The organism is Kribbella sp. NPDC050820 (genome assembly GCF_040653975.1).
Classification (GTDB): Bacteria; Actinomycetota; Actinomycetes; order Propionibacteriales; family Kribbellaceae; genus Kribbella.
In genome coordinates this window covers 120980-136775 of record NZ_JBFAHB010000014.1, presented here as the reverse complement: position 1 = coordinate 136775, position 15796 = coordinate 120980, and the positions used below count along the sequence as shown (strand labels likewise).

The window sequence follows — 15796 nt, the reverse complement described above, 5'->3', positions numbered from 1 at the left end:
GAGCGACTGCTCGATGAGGTAACTCCGGTGTGATGGCCTAAGGTGTCCGCCGTGAGGTCGGAGGCCGGAGCGAACACGTTGCGTAGGCAAACCGTGTTGCTTCTTGGCGTAATCGTGGTCGCGGGTGGGCTCGCCGCGTGGTGGGTGCTGTCCGCGGGACGGGTCGCGAACGAGGGGTTCGACCTCACCGACGAGGGCTACTACCTGCTGTCGTACCGCTGGTGGGACCAGAACCCGCTGGCGCTGACCGGGGTGCAGTACCTGTACGGGCCGATCTTCGAGTGGCTCGGGTACGACATCGTCGGGTTGCGGTTCTTCCGGCTGTTCACCGTGGTCGCCGTACACCTGGTCTTCGGCTACAGCTTCATGCGCTGGCTGCGCGGCCGCCGGCCGGGTGCGCCGCCGACCAGGCTGTGGGAGCTGGCCGGGATGGCGACCATCCTGGCGGCCGGTGGGATGTGTTACAGCTGGCTGCCGATGTCGCCCGGGTACAACGACGTCATCCTGCTCGGCGCGCTGACGCTGGTCGCCTGCGTGCTGTGGATGGCGAGCGCGGTCGACCGCGGTACGCCGGTGCCGTTCTGGGTGCTGATGGGCGCCGGGGTCGTCATCGGCGTGATGGTGCTGGCGAAATGGACCTCGGTCGTGGTGATCGGGCTGATCGTGATCGCGGCCGTGATCGTGCTGACCGGGCAGGGCTGGCGGGCTGTTGCCCGGGGCATCGGCCTCAGCCTGGCCGGGCTGGCGCTGACAGCGCTGGTGGTGCAGCTGTTCGTGGTCCGGCTGAACGTCGCGGTGCCGGGGATCATGGCCGTGAACAGGTTCATCGCGGAGACGTCGTACTCGCCGACCGCCTTGCTCGAGGTCTACTGGTCGACCGGTCTCGAACTGCTCGGCAAGACTCTCCGTGAGCACGCGGTCCTGCTCGCGGCGGCCGCCGTCGCGGTGATCGGCCGGTGGCGCTGGTTGCGCATCGCCGCCGGGGTTCTCGTCGCTCTCGGGTTCATTCTCTCGGTACGGCGAGTCGTCGTCGACGATGCCGCGGTCGGCGGGTCGGCGCACACGTCGGACTACACCGTCACGCTGCTGGCCGCCGTACTGGTCGGGCTGGTGACGGCTGTTGCGGCGGTGCTCGCGGGCCGGTACGGGCTGACCCGGCGGTCGACGTTGAGCCGGGAGAAGGCGCGCGGGTGGGTCGTCCTCGGACTGCTCGTGGTCCTGCCGATGGTGCAGGCGTTCGGGACGAACAACCCGCTGTACACGATCGGGTTCAACGCGTTCGCCTCCTGGGTGGCGGTGATGATCGCGGTGCTGACCGGGATCTGGACGGTCCCGGTGGTGGCTCGGGTGACCGTCGGCCTGGTCACGGTGGCTTCGATCGTCGCGGTGGCGTCGATCTCGTACAGCGGGATGTTCCTGCACCCGTACCGCTCGGTCGGGCATGCCGAGCTGACCGAGCCGGCCGCGCTGGAACCGCTGAAGGGGCTCTATCTCCAGCCCTCGGCAGCGCAGAACTACGCCGCCCTGGAGGCCGAACTGCGGCCGTACCTCCAGCCGTCCGGCCGCCCGATCCTCGCCTTCGACAAGATGGCCGGCCTGGTCCTGCTGCTGCAGGGCAAACCGGTCGGCGAGGCGTGGGTGGCGCCGAAGGAACGCAACCGGACGGCCGCCGGGATCGAGGAGGTCTGCCGGGACGGGCAGCCGTGGAGCCCGGGCCGCCCGCCGGTCATCCTGCTGAACCGCGCCATCTCCGACGTCGAGATCACCGCGCTGCGTGCCTGCGCGCTCGACTTCACCGCGGACTACGAACTGCTCGCGCCGAAGCAGAAGACGATGAACCTGCAGGTCTACGTGCCGCGCGCCGAACGGGACACCAAGACGCCCTGACGCCCGGGGGCAGGCCTGACCGGGGTGGTGGGGCGGGGAAGGAATCAGCGCAGATGAGATCCTTGGGCGGTCGAAGTCTGTCGAAAGGGTGCGGATGATCAAGGTCGGTGTGCTGGGGGCCAAGGGCAAGATGGGCGCTCAGACGTGCCTCGCGGTGGAAGAAGCCGGCGACTGCGAGCTGGTCGCGCGGCTCGACCTCGGCGACGAGCTGGACGAGCTGACCAAGACCGGCGCCCAGGTCGTGGTCGACTTCACCCGCCCCGAGGCGGTGATGGACAACCTGGCGTGGTGCATCGAGCACGGCATCCACGCGGTCGTCGGCACGACCGGGTTCGACGAGGCCCGGCTCGAGACGCTGCGCGGCCTGCTGGACAAGTACCCCGGCACCGGCGTCCTGATCGCGCCGAACTTCTCCATCGGCGCCGTGCTGATGATGCAGTTCGCCGCCAAGGCCGCGAAGTACTACGAGTCGGTCGAGATCATCGAGCTGCACCACCCGGAGAAGGTCGACGCTCCCTCCGGTACGGCACGCCGTACCGCCGAGCTGGTCGCCGAGGCCCGCCGGGAGGCCGGCTCGGCTCCGATCCCGGACGCCACCACGACCGCGCTCGACGGCGCGCGTGGCGCCGACGTCGAGGGGATCCGCGTGCACGGTGTCCGGCTGCGCGGCCTGATCGCGCACCAGGAGGTCCTGTTCGGCGACACCGGCGAGACGCTCACCATCCGGCACGACTCGATGGCCCGGGTGTCGTTCATGGCCGGCGTCCTGCTCGGCGTCCGCCGGATCGGTGGCGCTCCCGGCCTCACCGTCGGCCTCGAGCACTTCATGGACCTCGACTGACATGACCGGGCTGTCGTGACGGCCAAGCGCGTGGCGATCGTGCTGGCGGTCGTCTTCGTCGCGTACGCCGTACTGCTCGGCTGGCGGGGTGTGCTGCTGATCGGCACCGGTGATCCGGTCGCCGTCGGGCTCGGGGCCGCCGTACTGGTGATCCCGGTGCTCGGCGCGTTCCTGGTGTGGCGGGAGCTGCAGTTCGGCCGCCGTACCGAGGTCCTGGCGCGCGAGCTGGAGGCGTCCGGCGGCCTGCCGGTCGACGACCTGCCGCGCCGTCCGTCGGGGCGCGTCGACCGGGCCGCGGCCGATGTCGCCTTCGAGAGGTACCGGGCCGAAGCCGAGGCCGCGCCGGACGACTGGCGGGTCTGGTTCCGGCTCTCGACGGCGTACGACGCGGCCGGCGATCGGCGGCGGGCACGGGCCACGATGCGGACCGCGATCGCCAAGCACGAGGCCGCGGTTACTTGAGAGTTGGCTGTAAACGACACCGCGGTAACTGACAACGCGGTGCGGAACGGGATATTTTCAAAGCAAGTGCGTGGCAACCGCCACGTGCAGGTCGGAGACTGGGTGGAGCCGTCCTGTGCCATCAGACGGGTCTCGCCGTGGCTCGGACGACGTGCAGGGGGCAGGTTTTGGTGGCCTGTTGCGAAGGCACCGGCGAGAAGCCGGGCTGTCGCAGGAGGGGCTCGCCGAGCTCGCCGGCCTGAGCGTCGACGCGATCGCGGCTTTGGAGCGGGGTCGTCGTCGCGCGCCTCGGGCGCACACGCTGCGCCTGCTCGCGGACGCCCTGCGGCTCGGCGCGGCCGACCGGGCCACGCTCACCACGGCCGCGCGCCGGGACACCGAGTCCCCGCAGATCCAGCTGCGCCGGCCGCCCGCGCCGCCGAACGAGCTGATCGGCCGCAGCACCGAGCTGACGGCGACGAAACGTTTGCTTGGCCAACGGATCACTCGCTTGCTGACCCTGACCGGACCGGGCGGAGTCGGGAAGACACGGCTGACCCTGGGGCTCGCGGCTCAGCTCGAGGACAGCTTCGCCGACGGCGTCTGCTGGGTCCCGCTCGCATCGCTGACCGACCCCGCTGCCGTGGTTCCGGCGGTCGCGGCCTCGACAGGGATGCATCCGTTGGACACCGCCAGGCTGGTCGAGACGATCGCTGAGCAGATCGGCCGGCGGACCATGCTGCTGGTGTTCGACAACTGCTCGCACGTCGTCGCCACGGTCGGGCAGGTCTGCGCGGCCCTGCTGGAGTACTGCCCGAACCTCTCGGTCCTCGCGTCCAGCCGAGAGCTCCTGCGAGTGCCCGGCGAGAGCGTGTACGTCGTACCCGCGCTGGCGCTGCCGCACGACGAGGACGAGTTCGAGTCATCGTCCGCCGTACGGCTGTTCGTCGAGCGAGCGGCCGCCCGTGGGTACGACGTGGACGGACAGCTCGACCAGGTCGCCCGAGTGGTCCGGCGGCTGGAGGGGATGCCGCTGGCGATCGAGCTGGCCGCGGCCAGAACGAACGTGATGACGATCGAGGAGCTCGCGTCCGAACTGGAGACCTCGTTCGGCATCCTGGCCGGCGGACCGCGGACGGCCTCGCCCCGGCAGCAGTCCATGTACGGCGCGATCGAGTGGAGCCACGACCTGCTCACACCGGCGGAGCGGGACGTGTTCGCGCAGTTGTCGGTGTTCGTCGGCGGCTGGACGTTGAGTGCGGCCGCCACTGTGATGTCCGGGCAGCCGTCACCTGGCCCGCTGGTCCGCGCCGAAGCGCTCGACCTGATCGGCCGGCTGGTCGACAAGTCGCTGATCCGGGTGACTCGGCGCAGCGGCGTCGCGCGGTACTACATGCTCGCCGTGATTCGTGAGTTCGCTGCGGACCGGTTGACCGCTACTGGCTTGGCAGAGGAGGCGGCTCGTCGGCATGCGCACTTCTACGTCGGCCTGGCCGAGGAGGCCGAAGGACAGCTGCGCGGTGTGAACCAGGCTGAGTGGCTGGAACGGCTGGACAGCGAGCTGGACAACCTGCGGGCAGCCATGGCGTGGTCGCTGCGGACCAGATCGATCGACGAGGCGCTGCGGCTGGCCGGTGGGCTCTGGCTGTTCTGCTACCTGCGTGGGCACTACGCCGAAGGCAGTCAGTGGCTCGAACGCGCGCTGGCGCTGGCGGACACCGTCGCGGAGCCGGACATGGCCGGCCTCGCGCCCGCGTGTGCCAAGGCGAACCTGGGCGCCGGCATGCTCGCCTTCCTGCAGTGCGAGTACGACGCCGCGACTGCGCGGCTGCAGGTCGCGCTGACGCAGTACAAGGAGCTGGCCGACACAGCCGGTACGGCGCTCGTGCTGCAACGGCTCGGTGGCGTCTCCAGGGAGCGCGGGGACTACGCGGCCGCGGAGGACCTGCACTGCGAGAGCTACGACCTCTACGAGAGCCTCGGAGACCGGTCGGGGATGGCGTGGGCGCACAACCACCTGGGCTTCGTCGCCTGGCTGCGTGGCGACCTGGAGGTCGGTGCGCGGCGCTGCGGCCGAGCGCGGGACAGCTTCCGGCTGATCGGTGACGGTGAAGGACTCGCGTGGTCGTTGATCAGTCTCGGCACCATCTCGCAGTACAGCGGTGAGCTCGTCGAGGCGGAGGACCTGCTGCAGGAGAGCCTGGCGTTGTCCCAGCGACTCGGGTACCGCGAAGGCGTTGCGTGGTCGCTGAACCAGTTGGGCATCGTCGAACGCCGTCGCGGTCTGACCGAACGCGCCGTACACCTGCTGGACGAGAGTCTTGCGGAGCATCGCGACCTCGGCGACCGGTGGCGGTCGGCGAGTGTTCTCGAGGAGCTGGCGACGGTCGCGCAGCAGCGGGGGAGAAGCGAGTACGCCGCGTTCCTGCTCGGAGCCGCCGACGGGGTGCGCGAGGTCATCGGAGCGCCGGTGCCGGAGATCGAGAAGGCCGACTACCTGGCGACCCGGAGTGCGATCGAGCAGTCGCTCGATCGCCGGGCCTTCCGAACAGCCTGGTCGGCCGGGCGAGCCGCACCACTGGTCGCCGTGGCCGACGGATACCCACCCGCTCCGTCCAGCCCGAACCCGAACCGCACCGGGCGCCTCTGAAAGCTGGCGGAAAAAGAAGACCGACCAGCAGTCCACCTGGGCTGCTGATCGGATGGTTGCCTCGCGGAGCACCACGACCTGGGGGATCGACGGTACCCCGCGAGGGATCCGAGAGCGCGGCATACGGGTGACGGACCCGGCCGGCTGTGTCCCTGTCTGACCCCCCAGGCAGTCCCCCCACCTCACAGCCGGCCGAAGCCACGTCGGCGATGTCACCTCGCGTCGAGCCCTCCCAGTCGACGGCCGGTTCCTCCGCGCTGACTCAAGGTTGTCGAAATCACGCTGCGTCGCACAGGGACGGAACCCTGACATCCCCCTGACAAATATGTCCTGACAACGAAAGTCCCGCGACAAATTCGCCGACCGTGATCGGCGAATGCCGGTCCGTAGGGGATTCGCCTGAAATTCGTGCGATTTTCCTGCCCGTTCGGGCACTCTCTGAATTCAGTAGCGTCAGTGCAAATATCCGGAGACCGCTTTGGTGAAGCCGGCGATCCGGCGCAACGGAGTGTGACCGTACCCGGCGCCGTACTCGTCGAGAGCCGGCGGCGCCGACGGTGCCGGGATGCCTTCGCCGACGCAGGTGACGTCCTTGGCCGGCGCCTTGCCGGTGGTGAGGAACGTGTTGACGATCTTGTCGGCGCACTGGTTCACACCGCCGTAGACGCCGTGGTCGCCCTCCCGGCTGACAGTCACCAGCCGCGAGCCGGCGTACCGGCTGTGGGCCGACACCGCGAGCGAGTAGCTGGTCGCCGGGTCGTGCGCCGACTGCACCATCAGCGTTGTCGGCAAGCCCTTGCCGGTGGGCTGCGGCATGGTCAGGTTCGGGCGGTTCCAGTAGAAGCACGGGTTCTCGTTCAGGCCCCAGCCGAGCAGCGGGTACTTCGGGCCGAGGCGGCCGGCCAGCTGGTCGCCGTACTCGCGGCCCTGCGGCCAGGGGCTGTCGTTGCAGGTGACCGCCGTGAAGGTCGCGTCCTCGGCGTCGTCGCCGACGACCCGGCCGAACGGGCGCAGGCCGACGGTGTCGCGGGAGGCCCGCCGTACCAGCTGGTGCTGCCGGGCCGGGGACAGCGCGTCGACCTTACGTTGCGCAGCGCGGGGCCCGCCCTTGGTCTGGGCCGCGGAAAGGTCGCGGAGAAATGCCAGGTCGACGGCCAATGAATAAAAGTCGATCTTTGTGTACATATCCCCGGACACGATCTGGTCCAGGGTGTTCTGGTCGTAGGTGACCTTGATCGACCCGTCCAGGAACTCCTCGACCACCGGCTGCTTTTTCAGCGCCGCCCGGAGCCGCTCGTAGGTCCTGATCACCAAGCGTGGCGAGGTGCCGAGGTGCAACTCGCTGTCGTACTTCGCCGCCCAGGTCGCGAAGTCCTCGCGGAACCTGCGCTCGAAGGCCTCCGGCTGGGCCACGAAGGTGTTGATCCAGGGCTGGGTGAAGTCGGTGTTCGAGTCCAGCACGAAGCGGCCGACATGCTGTGGGAAGTACGTCTGGTAGTACGCGCCCATCCAGGTGCCGCCGGAGTAGCCGACGAAGTCGATCTTGTCGAAGCCGAGCAGCTGCCGGATCAGGTCCATGTCCTGCACGGTCTGCGCGGTGTTCACGTACGGGAGGAGGCCGCGGGACTGCCGGTCGCAGTACGGCTGGGCCAGCCGCGACGCCTCGGCGATCAGGTCGAGGTTCCACTGGTCCCGGTCGCGGGCGTCCATCGTGTAGCCGGGCGCGCCCTCGCAGGTCACGTTGCTGCTGTCGCCGGTGCCGCGCGGGTCGAACCCGACGGTGAGGTGGTCCTTCGCCAGCGGCGCCTGACTGGCCAGGTACGGCGCCATACCCAGGCCGGCGCCTCCCGGACCACCCGGGTTGCCGAACACCACCCGGCTCGGCTTCCCCTTCACCGGTGCGACCTTGCTGACCGCGATCTGGATGTCGTTGCCCGAGTACTGGTTGGCCCAGTCGCGGGGGACGGTGATCTTCGCGCAGTACGTCCGGTACTCCTTGTCGCCGCACTGCTTCCATCCCGGTGTCTGCTCGAGGTACCGATTCGCCACCGGATGCGGCCGGTCGACAACGGTCGCCTGATCCATCGAGGCGGTCGCCCCGGACCCCGGGACGACGAGAACAGCGGCGGCGGACAGCCCTAGGCCGACGGCCAGGGGTAGGTACTTCATGCAGACTCCTGCGGGTGGCCATGCGTGATCGGACCGTGACAATCTGTCATGCCTTGGTGGAACGGTCGAGCACCACCCCCCGGCCCGTCGCCGATCGGGTGCGTGGTATGTCGGCAGAGGGCTCTACCGTCGTCGCATGGACTGTGGTGACTTGGTGATCGGGCAGCTGGAGTTCTACTGGGACATGCACCTGTGGCCGCGGCTTCAGGGGCTGACAGACGACGAGTACCTGTGGGAGCCGGCCACTCCGGCGTGGTCGGTCCGCCCGCGCGCGGACGGCCGGATCGTGGTCGACCACGAGGACCCGGTGCCGGACCCGCCGCCGGTGACGACGATCGCCTGGCGACTCGTACACATCGGCGTCGGTTGCTTCGCGACCCGTGCGAGCGCGTTCTTCGGCGACGGCAGCGTCCCGGACGACGCGGACATGTTCGACTCCCGGCACGTCCCCACCGACCTCCCCGGCACGGCGGCCGACGGCCTGGCCTTCCTCGACCACTGGTACCACCGCTGGAACGAGTCGATCCGCGCCCTCTCCGAAGCGGAACTCAGCCAACCCCTAGGCCCCAAAGGCTCCTTCTACGCCGAGGACACGATGCTCGCCCTGATCACCCACCTCAACCGGGAAACCATCCACCACGGCGCCGAAATCAGCCTCCTCCGAGACCTCTACCGCTCCCGCCCCAGGTGAGAAACGCGTGTGGGCAATGCCTGCCGGAGGGTGTGCCTGACGTTCTAGATGTCAATGCCGGTGTGGGTTTGGATGTGGGCGGGGAGGGGGTCGTGCTGGTCGCCGGTGGTTGGGATGCCGGTGGGTTCGATGACGACTATGGAGGCGCCGCCGTCGGAGAACGGGCGGTGGAAGACGCCGCGCGGGACGACGAAGACCTGGCCGGGCGCGAGTGAGACGACCCGTTCGTCCGGGTCGCGCACCGCGATGCTCAGTTCGCCGTCGAGGACGAGGAAGAACTCGTCGGTGGTCTCGTGGACGTGCCAGATGTACGAGCCCGCCACCTTGGTCACGCGGACGTCGTAGTCGTTGATCCGCGCGGCGATCCGCGGGCTCCAGAGGTCGTCGAAGGTCTTCAGGACACCGCGCAGGTCGACTGGTTCGTTGCTCATGCCGCCCAGTCTCGCCGGGTGCGCCGAGGCGGAGTGAGTGCTAGAAATGGCAGATGCCGCAAGGATCCTCGCATCGGGTGGTCGTGATCGTCGACCACGGGTCGAACCCGTTCGAGCTCGGGGTCGCGACCGAGCTGTTCGGGCTGCGCCGGCCGGAGCTCGGCCGGGAGTGGTACGAGTTCAGCCTGTGTACGCCGGACCCGTCGGTGCAGATGCACTCCGGGTTCTTCACGCTCACCGGAGTCGCCGGGCTCGACGAGGCGGATCGCGCGGACACGCTGATCGTGCCGAACCGTCCCGATCCCGAGACGCCGCCGTCGGCCGCCGTACTGGACGCCGTACGCCGGGCCGAGCAGCGCGGAGCGCGATTGGTCAGCTTCTGCACCGGGGCCTTCACGCTGGCCGCAGCGGGGGTGCTGGACGGGCGGCGAGCGACGACGCACTGGCGGTGGGAGCGGATGTTCCGGCGGCTGCACCCGGAGGTGGAGTTGCTGCCGGACGTCCTGTTTGTTGACGACGGCAACGTTCTGACCGCGGCCGGGAGCGCGGCGGCGCTCGACCTGGGACTGCACCTGATCCGGCGCGATCACGGTGCCGAGGTCGCGAACGCGGTCAGCCGGCGGCTCGTGTTCACGGCACATCGCGACGGCGGGCAGCGCCAGTTCATCGACCAGCCAGTGCCCGTGGTGGCGGACACCTCGCTTGCGCCGCTGCTCGAGTGGGTGCGGGCACGACTCGGCAGCCCACTGACGGTCGCGGACATCGCAGCGCATGCAGCGGTCAGCCAGGCGACCCTGCATCGACGATTCCAGGCCGAGCTGGGGACGACGCCGCTGGCCTGGCTGACGGCAGAGCGCGTCGCGATGGCCTGCCGGTTGCTCGAACGCGGCGAGGTCAGGCTGGAGACGATCGCCCGAAGCTGCGGGCTGGGTACGGCGGCCAACCTCCGCATCCAACTGAAACGCACGACCGGGCTGACCCCGAGCGACTACCGCCGGCGGTTCGCCTTGCGATCAGTCGGCTGACCCGGGATCGGTGTGCAGCCGGATCTGCTTGATCCGGACGGACTCGTCGCCGTACAGGTCGAGCTCGCGGTGGGCGCCGTCGGGAGCCCAGCCGGCCTCGGTGTAGAAGGCCCGGAGGATGTCGTCGGTCGAGTTGACCCAGACCGTGACCCGGCTGAACCCGTCCGCGCGGACCGTGTCGACGACCGCGTTCAGCAGCCGCGAACCGTGGCCGGCCCGGGTCGCCTCCGGCTTGACCGCGAGCTCGGCGATCAGCGCGTCCCGCTGCGGATCGGCGTCCGGGTCGTCCGACGGCGTGATCGCGGCGAACCCGACCAGCGTCCGGCCGGCCAGCGCGACCATCACCCGGTTGCGCGCCTCGCCGGGAGCGATCAGCGCAGCCCGCCACTGAGCGGCGAACTGCGCCGGGTTGAGATCGGCGAGTACGTCGACCGGCAGCAGGCCGGCGTACGACGCGCGCCAGGACGCGACCTGGATCTCGCCGATCTCGTTCGCCTCGGCCGGAAGCGCCAGCCGCACGCTCGTCTCCGCGACCGGGCTCTCGCCGGCGCCGGACAGCTCGGACAGATTGGCGGGTTCCGGAACGCCGAAGTCACTCATACCGCCATCCTCGCAAACTCCCCTCCACCTCCCGCCCCCCGGGACCTTGAGAAGCCACCGACCACATCTCGGGCGTGAAGATGGTCGGTGGCTTCTCAAGGTCAGTAGACGAGGCGGCGGAGGAGGCTCTCGGCGGGGCCGCGGTAGGTACGTCGGCTCATGGCGTAGGCGCCGGCTGCCGAGACGAGCCACACAGCGATCGCGATGAGGGCTGCGGTGTACGCCGTACTTCCGAGGTCGAGGTCCAGCGTGAACGGGGCCAGCAGGACCAGCCACGACACCGACTGGAAGAGGTAGCCGGACAGCGATCGCTGGCCCAGTGCGGAGATCGCCAGAACCGGCAGCGTCACGCGGTTGAGTCGTGCGACCAGCAGGCCGAACAGGGCGACGTACCCGGGTCCGCCGAACATGCCGCTCACGTGCGAGAGGTAGCTGAGCGAGTCGACCGCGGCCGCGTCGACGTGCAGCCAGCCGGCGCCGACCAGGGCGAGTGGGAGACCGCCGACGACGGTGATACCGAGGCCGGTGAATGCAACGCCGCGCAGCAAGGTGCGGTGTGCGGCCGGGTTCTCCAGGATCTGCTTGCGGGCGGCCCAGATCCCCAGCCAGGCGACGATGAGGAAGCCGATCACGCTGGCGGTGTGCATCGGGTACTCGTGCAGTCGGTCGACGATGCTCGCGCCGTACGACGTGGCCGCCAGCGACGGGTTCGGGCTGTTGGTGAGCGGCGCCGCCGGACCGGAGCTGTTGAGCACGGCCACGACCGCCTGGAAGCCGGTGAAGAGCACATAGAGGATCTCGAAGATCCAGATGCCGAGCACGATCCGGTGGAACTTGTCGCCGCGGTTGAGCAGCACCAGCGTGCAGATGATCCCGACGATGCCATAGGCGCCGAGGAAGTCGCCGAAGTACAGCAACGTCGCATGCACTAGGCCGAACGCGATCAGCCAGCCGTTGCGCTTCACAAGGATCCGCCGTACGGCGCTCGTCGTGGCGCCGGCCGATCGCTGCCGCCGGGCCAGCTGGACAAGGCCGTAGCCGAACATCACCGCGAACACCGGGTATGCCCGGGCGTCCACGAAGGTGAGCTTGAGGAAGTTCAGCACCCGCTCGAACCCGTGCGGGAAGCTTTCCACGCCGGGCTGGCCGGCGAAGGCGAAGTTGGCGCTGTTGGCCAGACCGATCAGCAGCAGCATCGCGCCGCGGATCAGGTCGGGCGCGAGGGCGCGCTCCCTGCCGGTGACCGGACCGCGGTGATCGGCGGCCGGTCGCGTCAACTGTGTGGTCATCGGATACACCCCTGTCTGGAAACTGTGTAGGCCTTGCACTGAAATCTTCGCGGCCGGCCCGGCCGTGACCCAGCGCGTTGCCACCACTCCCGGGGGTGGAGATAGCACCACCGTCGTCCGACTTTGTGACACTCGTTCGCTGATCTGGACAGAAAGTGTCACAACTCGGCTATGCTGGCGGGCATGGACGACAGCTTCCAGGCGACCATCGACGCCGATGGCCGGATCGAGCCGCGGGACGCGATGCCGGACGGGTACCGCAAGACCCTGATCCGGCAGATCGCGCAGCACGCGCACTCCGAGATCATCGGCATGCAGCCGGAGGGCAACTGGATCAGTCGCGCGCCGTCGCTGCGCCGCAAGGCGATCCTGATGGCCAAGGTGCAGGACGAAGCCGGCCACGGGCTCTACCTGTACGCCGCCGCCGAGACCCTCGGCGTGGACCGGGCCGACCTGCTCGACCTGCTGCACAGCGGGAAGCAGAAGTACTCCAGCATCTTCAACTACCCGACGCTGACCTGGGCCGACATCGGCGCGATCGGCTGGCTCGTCGACGGCGCCGCGATCGTCAACCAGGTCCCGCTCTGCCGCTGCTCGTACGGGCCGTACGCGCGGGCGATGGTCCGGGTCTGCAAGGAGGAGTCGTTCCACCAGCGGCAGGGGTTCGAGATCCTGCACACGCTGTGCAACGGCACTCCCGAGCAGAAGGCGATGGCGCAGGACGCGCTGGACCGCTGGTGGTGGCCGTCGCTGATGATGTTCGGTCCGCCGGACGCCGCGTCCACGCACTCCGAGCAGTCGATGGCGTGGGGGATCAAGCGGCACAGCAACGACGAGCTGCGCCAGCGCTTCGTCGACATGACCGTCCCGCAGGCCGACGTACTCGGGCTGCGCGTGCCCGACGACGGTCTGTCGTACGACGAGGAGACCGGGCACTACCGCTTCAGCGAGCCGGACTACACCGAGCTGTACGAGGTGGTGAAGGGCAACGGGCCGTGCAACCAGCAGCGGCTCGCGCACCGGGTGAAGGCGCACGAGGACGGCGCGTGGGTCCGTGAGGCTGCGGCGGCCTATGCGGCCAAGCGAGTCATGAAGGAGAGCGCTGCATGAGCGTCGAGCCACTGTGGGAGGTGTTCGTACGGTCGCGCCGCGGCCTGTCGCACACGCATGTCGGCAGCTTGCACGCGCCGGACGCGACGATGGCGCTGCGCAACGCGCGAGACGTCTACACCCGGCGTCAGGAGGGCGTGTCGATCTGGGTCGTGCGGGCGGCCGACATCACCGCGTCGAGCCCGGACGAGAAGGACGAGTTCTTCGACCCGGCCGGTGACAAGGTCTACCGGCACCCGACCTTCTACCAGGTCCCGGAAGGTGTCGAGCACCTGTGAACGATCTCTTCGTCTACGCCCTCCGGCTCGGCGACGACGCGTTGATCTCCGCGCAGCGCACCGCCGAGTGGATCGCGGCCGCCCCGCAGCTCGAGGAGGACGTTGCCCTGGGCAACATCGGCCTCGACCAGCTCGGCCAGGCCCGGTCGCTGCTGCAGTACGCCGGCCAGGTCGAGGGCGACGGGCGGACCGAGGACGACCTCGCCTACTTCCGGGACGAGCGCGACTTCCTCAACCTGCAGCTGTGCGAGCTGCCGAACGGCGACTTCGCGCACACGATGGCGCGGTTGCTGTACTTCGCGTCGTACCAGCAGCTGGTCTACGAAGAGCTGCTCAAGTGCTCCGACGAGACGCTGTCCGGGGTTGCGGGCAAGGCGGTCAAGGAGGTCGCGTACCACGTCGACCATGCGACGCAGTGGGTGTTGCGGCTGGGCGACGGGACCGAGGAGAGTCACCGGCGGATGCAGGCTGGGCTGGAGGCGTTCTGGCCTTACACCGCGGAGATGTTCGAGTCCGACGAGCTCGTACGGCGGTTGCCGGTCGCGGTCGACCCGTCGACGGTGCGGGACGAGTGGGAGCGCCGGGTGCTTGCGGTGATCGACGAGTCCACGTGCAGTCGGCCGGAGTCGTCGTACCAGCACAGTGGTGGCCGATCCGGTCGGCACTCCGAGCACCTGGGGTATCTGCTCGCGGAGCTGCAGCACGTGGCGCGTTCGCATCCGGGGGCGACATGGTGAGCGACGCGGCGATCCTCGAGGCCGTTGGTGAGGTCGCGGATCCTGAGGTGCCGGTGCTGACGATCGCGGATCTCGGCGTGCTGCGTGGGGTTCGGCATGAGGGTGACGAGGTGGTCGTGACGATCACACCGACGTACTCCGGGTGTCCGGCGATGGACCTGATCCGGCATGAGGTCGAGCTGACTCTCGAGTCTCTGCACGTCGATGGCCGGGTCGAGACCGTGCTTTCGCCTGCTTGGACGACGGACTGGATGAGTGAGTCGGGGAAGGCGAAGCTGACCGAGTACGGCATCGCCCCGCCGACCGGCCGGCGTGCCGTCGGGGGACCGGTGATGCTGAGTCTGACCATCCGGTGCCCGTTGTGTGGATCGCCGGACACCTCTGAGCTCAGCCGCTTCGGGTCCACGTCCTGCAAGTCCCTCTGGCGGTGCAACTCCTGCCGGGAGCCCTTCGACCACTTCAAGGCGATCTAGATGACGACTGTTGCGCCCCGGCGGCGGGCTGTCTTCCACCCGTTGAAGGTGGCCGCGATCGAGGCGATCACCGACGACTCGGTGGCGATCACGTTCGCGGTGCCTGCGGAGTTGGTGGACGAGTACGACTTCACTGCGGGCCAGCATCTGACGATCCGCCGTGCCGGGGAGGACGTGCGGCGCAGCTACTCGATCTGCTCGCCGGCCGGGTCCGGTGTGCTGCGGATCGGGGTGAAGCGGATTCCTGGTGGCGAGTTCTCGGCGTACGCGGCCAACGAGTTGAAGATCGGCGACGAGCTCGAGGTGATGACTCCGCTCGGGCGGTTCGGTACGACGCTGGACCCGGCGAACGCGAAGCACTACGCGTTCGTTGCCGCGGGCAGCGGGATCACGCCGGTGCTGTCGCTGGTGGCGACGATCCTGTCCGTCGAGCCGTCCAGCCGGGTCACGCTGCTCTACGGGAACCGGACCGCGGGGTCGGTGATGTTCGCCGACGAGCTGGCCGATCTGAAGGACCGGTACGCCGAGCGGTTCCACCTGGTGCACGTGCTGTCGCGGGAGTCGACGGAGGTGGAGCTGTTCAGCGGGCGCATCGACGCCGAGCGGCTGGAGCGGATGTTCAAGACGATCCTGCCGATCGGGACCGTCGACGAGTGGTTCCTGTGTGGTCCCTACGCGATGGTGGTGGGTGCGCAGGACCTCCTGCTGACGCAAGGCGTTCCGCGCGAACACGTCCACGCCGAGCTCTTCCACGTCGGCGACGAGGCCCCTGCCGCTCCCATCGAGGAGGCACCGGTCGACGAGGACGCAGCCCAGGTCACGGTCATCCTCGACGGCCGCCGCTCGACCTTCGCTCTGGCTGAACACTCCAAGCCGGTCCTCGACGCCACTCTCGCCGTACGCTCCGACGCCCCCTTCGCCTGCAAAGGCGGCGTCTGCGGCACCTGCCGAGCCAAAGTCCTCGAAGGCTCCGTCCGCATGGACACCAACTGGGCCCTAGAACCCGACGAAATCCGAGCCGGCTACGTCCTAACCTGCCAATCCCACCCCACCACCCCCGCCGTAACCCTCGACTACGACGCCTGACCCGGGGGATCCGCCCGCCACCAGGGAGGGTCGGGTCGCCTTCCCCGGTTGGTGACAGGCCTGTGCGTCACTCCTGCTCGGCTGCGGC

At 69.1% G+C, this 15796-nt stretch carries 15 protein-coding genes; 11 read left to right on the top strand and 4 right to left on the bottom strand.

The window, feature by feature from the left end:
• The first annotated feature begins 51 nt into the window (after positions 1-51).
• The 4 genes from AB0H36_RS15665 (at position 52) to AB0H36_RS15650 (ending at position 5819) form a co-directional block, all read left to right on the top strand.
• The gene (locus tag AB0H36_RS15665) at positions 52-1887 is read left to right on the top strand and encodes a hypothetical protein (protein ID WP_360522478.1); all 1836 of its coding nucleotides are present in this window, start codon (positions 52-54) and stop codon (positions 1885-1887) included.
• Between the two features lie 94 nt (positions 1888-1981).
• On the top strand, positions 1982-2728 hold the full coding sequence (dapB, locus tag AB0H36_RS15660) for a 4-hydroxy-tetrahydrodipicolinate reductase (RefSeq protein WP_360522475.1): 747 nt from the start codon (positions 1982-1984) through the stop codon (positions 2726-2728).
• A 15-nt stretch (positions 2729-2743) separates the two neighbouring features.
• Positions 2744-3190: a hypothetical protein gene (locus AB0H36_RS15655; protein ID WP_360522472.1), complete on the top strand. Its 447-nt coding sequence runs from the start codon at positions 2744-2746 to the stop codon at positions 3188-3190.
• Positions 3191-3368: 178 nt separating this feature from the next.
• On the top strand, positions 3369-5819 hold the full coding sequence (locus tag AB0H36_RS15650; protein WP_360522469.1) for a tetratricopeptide repeat protein: 2451 nt from the start codon (positions 3369-3371) through the stop codon (positions 5817-5819).
• A 453-nt stretch (positions 5820-6272) separates the two neighbouring features.
• Here the strand turns inward: AB0H36_RS15650 and AB0H36_RS15645 are convergent, their stop codons facing one another.
• Positions 6273-7988, bottom strand: a complete 1716-nt coding sequence (locus AB0H36_RS15645) for an alpha/beta hydrolase (RefSeq protein ID WP_360522466.1) — start codon at positions 7986-7988, stop codon at positions 6273-6275.
• Between the two features lie 136 nt (positions 7989-8124).
• Here AB0H36_RS15645 and AB0H36_RS15640 point away from each other — a divergent pair, with 136 nt between their 5' ends.
• Complete coding sequence (locus AB0H36_RS15640) at positions 8125-8679, top strand: DinB family protein (RefSeq protein ID WP_360522463.1); 555 nt, start codon at positions 8125-8127, stop codon at positions 8677-8679.
• Positions 8680-8723: 44 nt separating this feature from the next.
• On the opposite strand, the gene AB0H36_RS15635 is transcribed toward AB0H36_RS15640, so the two are convergent.
• On the bottom strand, positions 8724-9110 hold the full coding sequence (locus AB0H36_RS15635; protein WP_360522460.1) for a cupin domain-containing protein: 387 nt from the start codon (positions 9108-9110) through the stop codon (positions 8724-8726).
• A gap of 53 nt (positions 9111-9163) precedes the next feature.
• Between AB0H36_RS15635 and AB0H36_RS15630 the strand changes: the two genes are divergently transcribed.
• Positions 9164-10135, top strand: coding sequence for a helix-turn-helix domain-containing protein (locus AB0H36_RS15630; RefSeq protein ID WP_360522457.1), 972 nt, complete (start codon positions 9164-9166; stop codon positions 10133-10135).
• Here the strand turns inward: AB0H36_RS15630 and AB0H36_RS15625 are convergent.
• Both AB0H36_RS15625 and AB0H36_RS15620 read right to left on the bottom strand, forming a co-directional pair.
• Entirely contained in the window at positions 10124-10735 is a 612-nt protein-coding gene (locus AB0H36_RS15625; RefSeq protein ID WP_360522454.1) for a GNAT family N-acetyltransferase, read from the bottom strand. The genes AB0H36_RS15630 and AB0H36_RS15625 overlap by 12 nt on opposite strands.
• Before the next feature lie 101 nt (positions 10736-10836).
• Positions 10837-12024 (bottom strand): DUF418 domain-containing protein, encoded by a 1188-nt coding sequence (locus AB0H36_RS15620; RefSeq protein ID WP_360522451.1) that lies wholly within the window; start codon positions 12022-12024, stop codon positions 10837-10839.
• 183 nt (positions 12025-12207) lie between these two features.
• Here AB0H36_RS15620 and paaA point away from each other — a divergent pair, with 183 nt between their 5' ends.
• The 5 genes from paaA to paaE are packed head-to-tail and all read left to right on the top strand — an operon-like array spanning position 12208 to position 15708.
• Complete coding sequence (gene paaA, locus AB0H36_RS15615) at positions 12208-13134, top strand: 1,2-phenylacetyl-CoA epoxidase subunit PaaA (RefSeq protein ID WP_360522448.1); 927 nt, start codon at positions 12208-12210, stop codon at positions 13132-13134.
• Complete coding sequence (paaB, locus tag AB0H36_RS15610; RefSeq protein WP_360146066.1) at positions 13131-13412, top strand: 1,2-phenylacetyl-CoA epoxidase subunit PaaB; 282 nt, start codon at positions 13131-13133, stop codon at positions 13410-13412. Before paaA ends, paaB begins: the two co-directional genes overlap by 4 nt.
• Positions 13409-14149: a 1,2-phenylacetyl-CoA epoxidase subunit PaaC gene (paaC, locus tag AB0H36_RS15605; protein ID WP_360522445.1), complete on the top strand. Its 741-nt coding sequence runs from the start codon at positions 13409-13411 to the stop codon at positions 14147-14149. The genes paaB and paaC overlap by 4 nt, the downstream gene beginning before the upstream one ends.
• Positions 14143-14622: a 1,2-phenylacetyl-CoA epoxidase subunit PaaD gene (gene paaD / locus AB0H36_RS15600; protein WP_360522442.1), complete on the top strand. Its 480-nt coding sequence runs from the start codon at positions 14143-14145 to the stop codon at positions 14620-14622. Before paaC ends, paaD begins: the two co-directional genes overlap by 7 nt.
• A complete protein-coding gene (paaE, locus tag AB0H36_RS15595; protein ID WP_360522439.1) occupies positions 14623-15708 on the top strand; it encodes a 1,2-phenylacetyl-CoA epoxidase subunit PaaE in 1086 nt (361 codons plus the stop codon). It abuts the gene before it with no gap.
• Positions 15709-15796 lie beyond the last annotated feature (88 nt).

What these genes read in the sequence shown, in the direction of transcription:
- dapB (WP_360522475.1), top strand. Translation starts at nt 1,982, where the DNA reads ATGATCAAGGTCGGTGTGCTGGGGGCCAAGGGCAAGATGGGCGCTCAG.
- AB0H36_RS15645 (WP_360522466.1), bottom strand. Translation starts at nt 7,988, where the DNA reads ATGAAGTACCTACCCCTGGCCGTCGGCCTAGGGCTGTCCGCCGCCGCT.
- AB0H36_RS15640 (WP_360522463.1), top strand. Translation starts at nt 8,125, where the DNA reads ATGGACTGTGGTGACTTGGTGATCGGGCAGCTGGAGTTCTACTGGGAC.
- AB0H36_RS15635 (WP_360522460.1), bottom strand. Translation starts at nt 9,110, where the DNA reads ATGAGCAACGAACCAGTCGACCTGCGCGGTGTCCTGAAGACCTTCGAC.
- AB0H36_RS15630 (WP_360522457.1), top strand. Translation starts at nt 9,164, where the DNA reads ATGCCGCAAGGATCCTCGCATCGGGTGGTCGTGATCGTCGACCACGGG.
- AB0H36_RS15625 (WP_360522454.1), bottom strand. Translation starts at nt 10,735, where the DNA reads ATGAGTGACTTCGGCGTTCCGGAACCCGCCAATCTGTCCGAGCTGTCC.
- AB0H36_RS15620 (WP_360522451.1), bottom strand. Translation starts at nt 12,024, where the DNA reads ATGACCACACAGTTGACGCGACCGGCCGCCGATCACCGCGGTCCGGTC.
- paaA (WP_360522448.1), top strand. Translation starts at nt 12,208, where the DNA reads ATGGACGACAGCTTCCAGGCGACCATCGACGCCGATGGCCGGATCGAG.
- paaB (WP_360146066.1), top strand. Translation starts at nt 13,131, where the DNA reads ATGAGCGTCGAGCCACTGTGGGAGGTGTTCGTACGGTCGCGCCGCGGC.
- paaD (WP_360522442.1), top strand. Translation starts at nt 14,143, where the DNA reads ATGGTGAGCGACGCGGCGATCCTCGAGGCCGTTGGTGAGGTCGCGGAT.
- paaE (WP_360522439.1), top strand. Translation starts at nt 14,623, where the DNA reads ATGACGACTGTTGCGCCCCGGCGGCGGGCTGTCTTCCACCCGTTGAAG.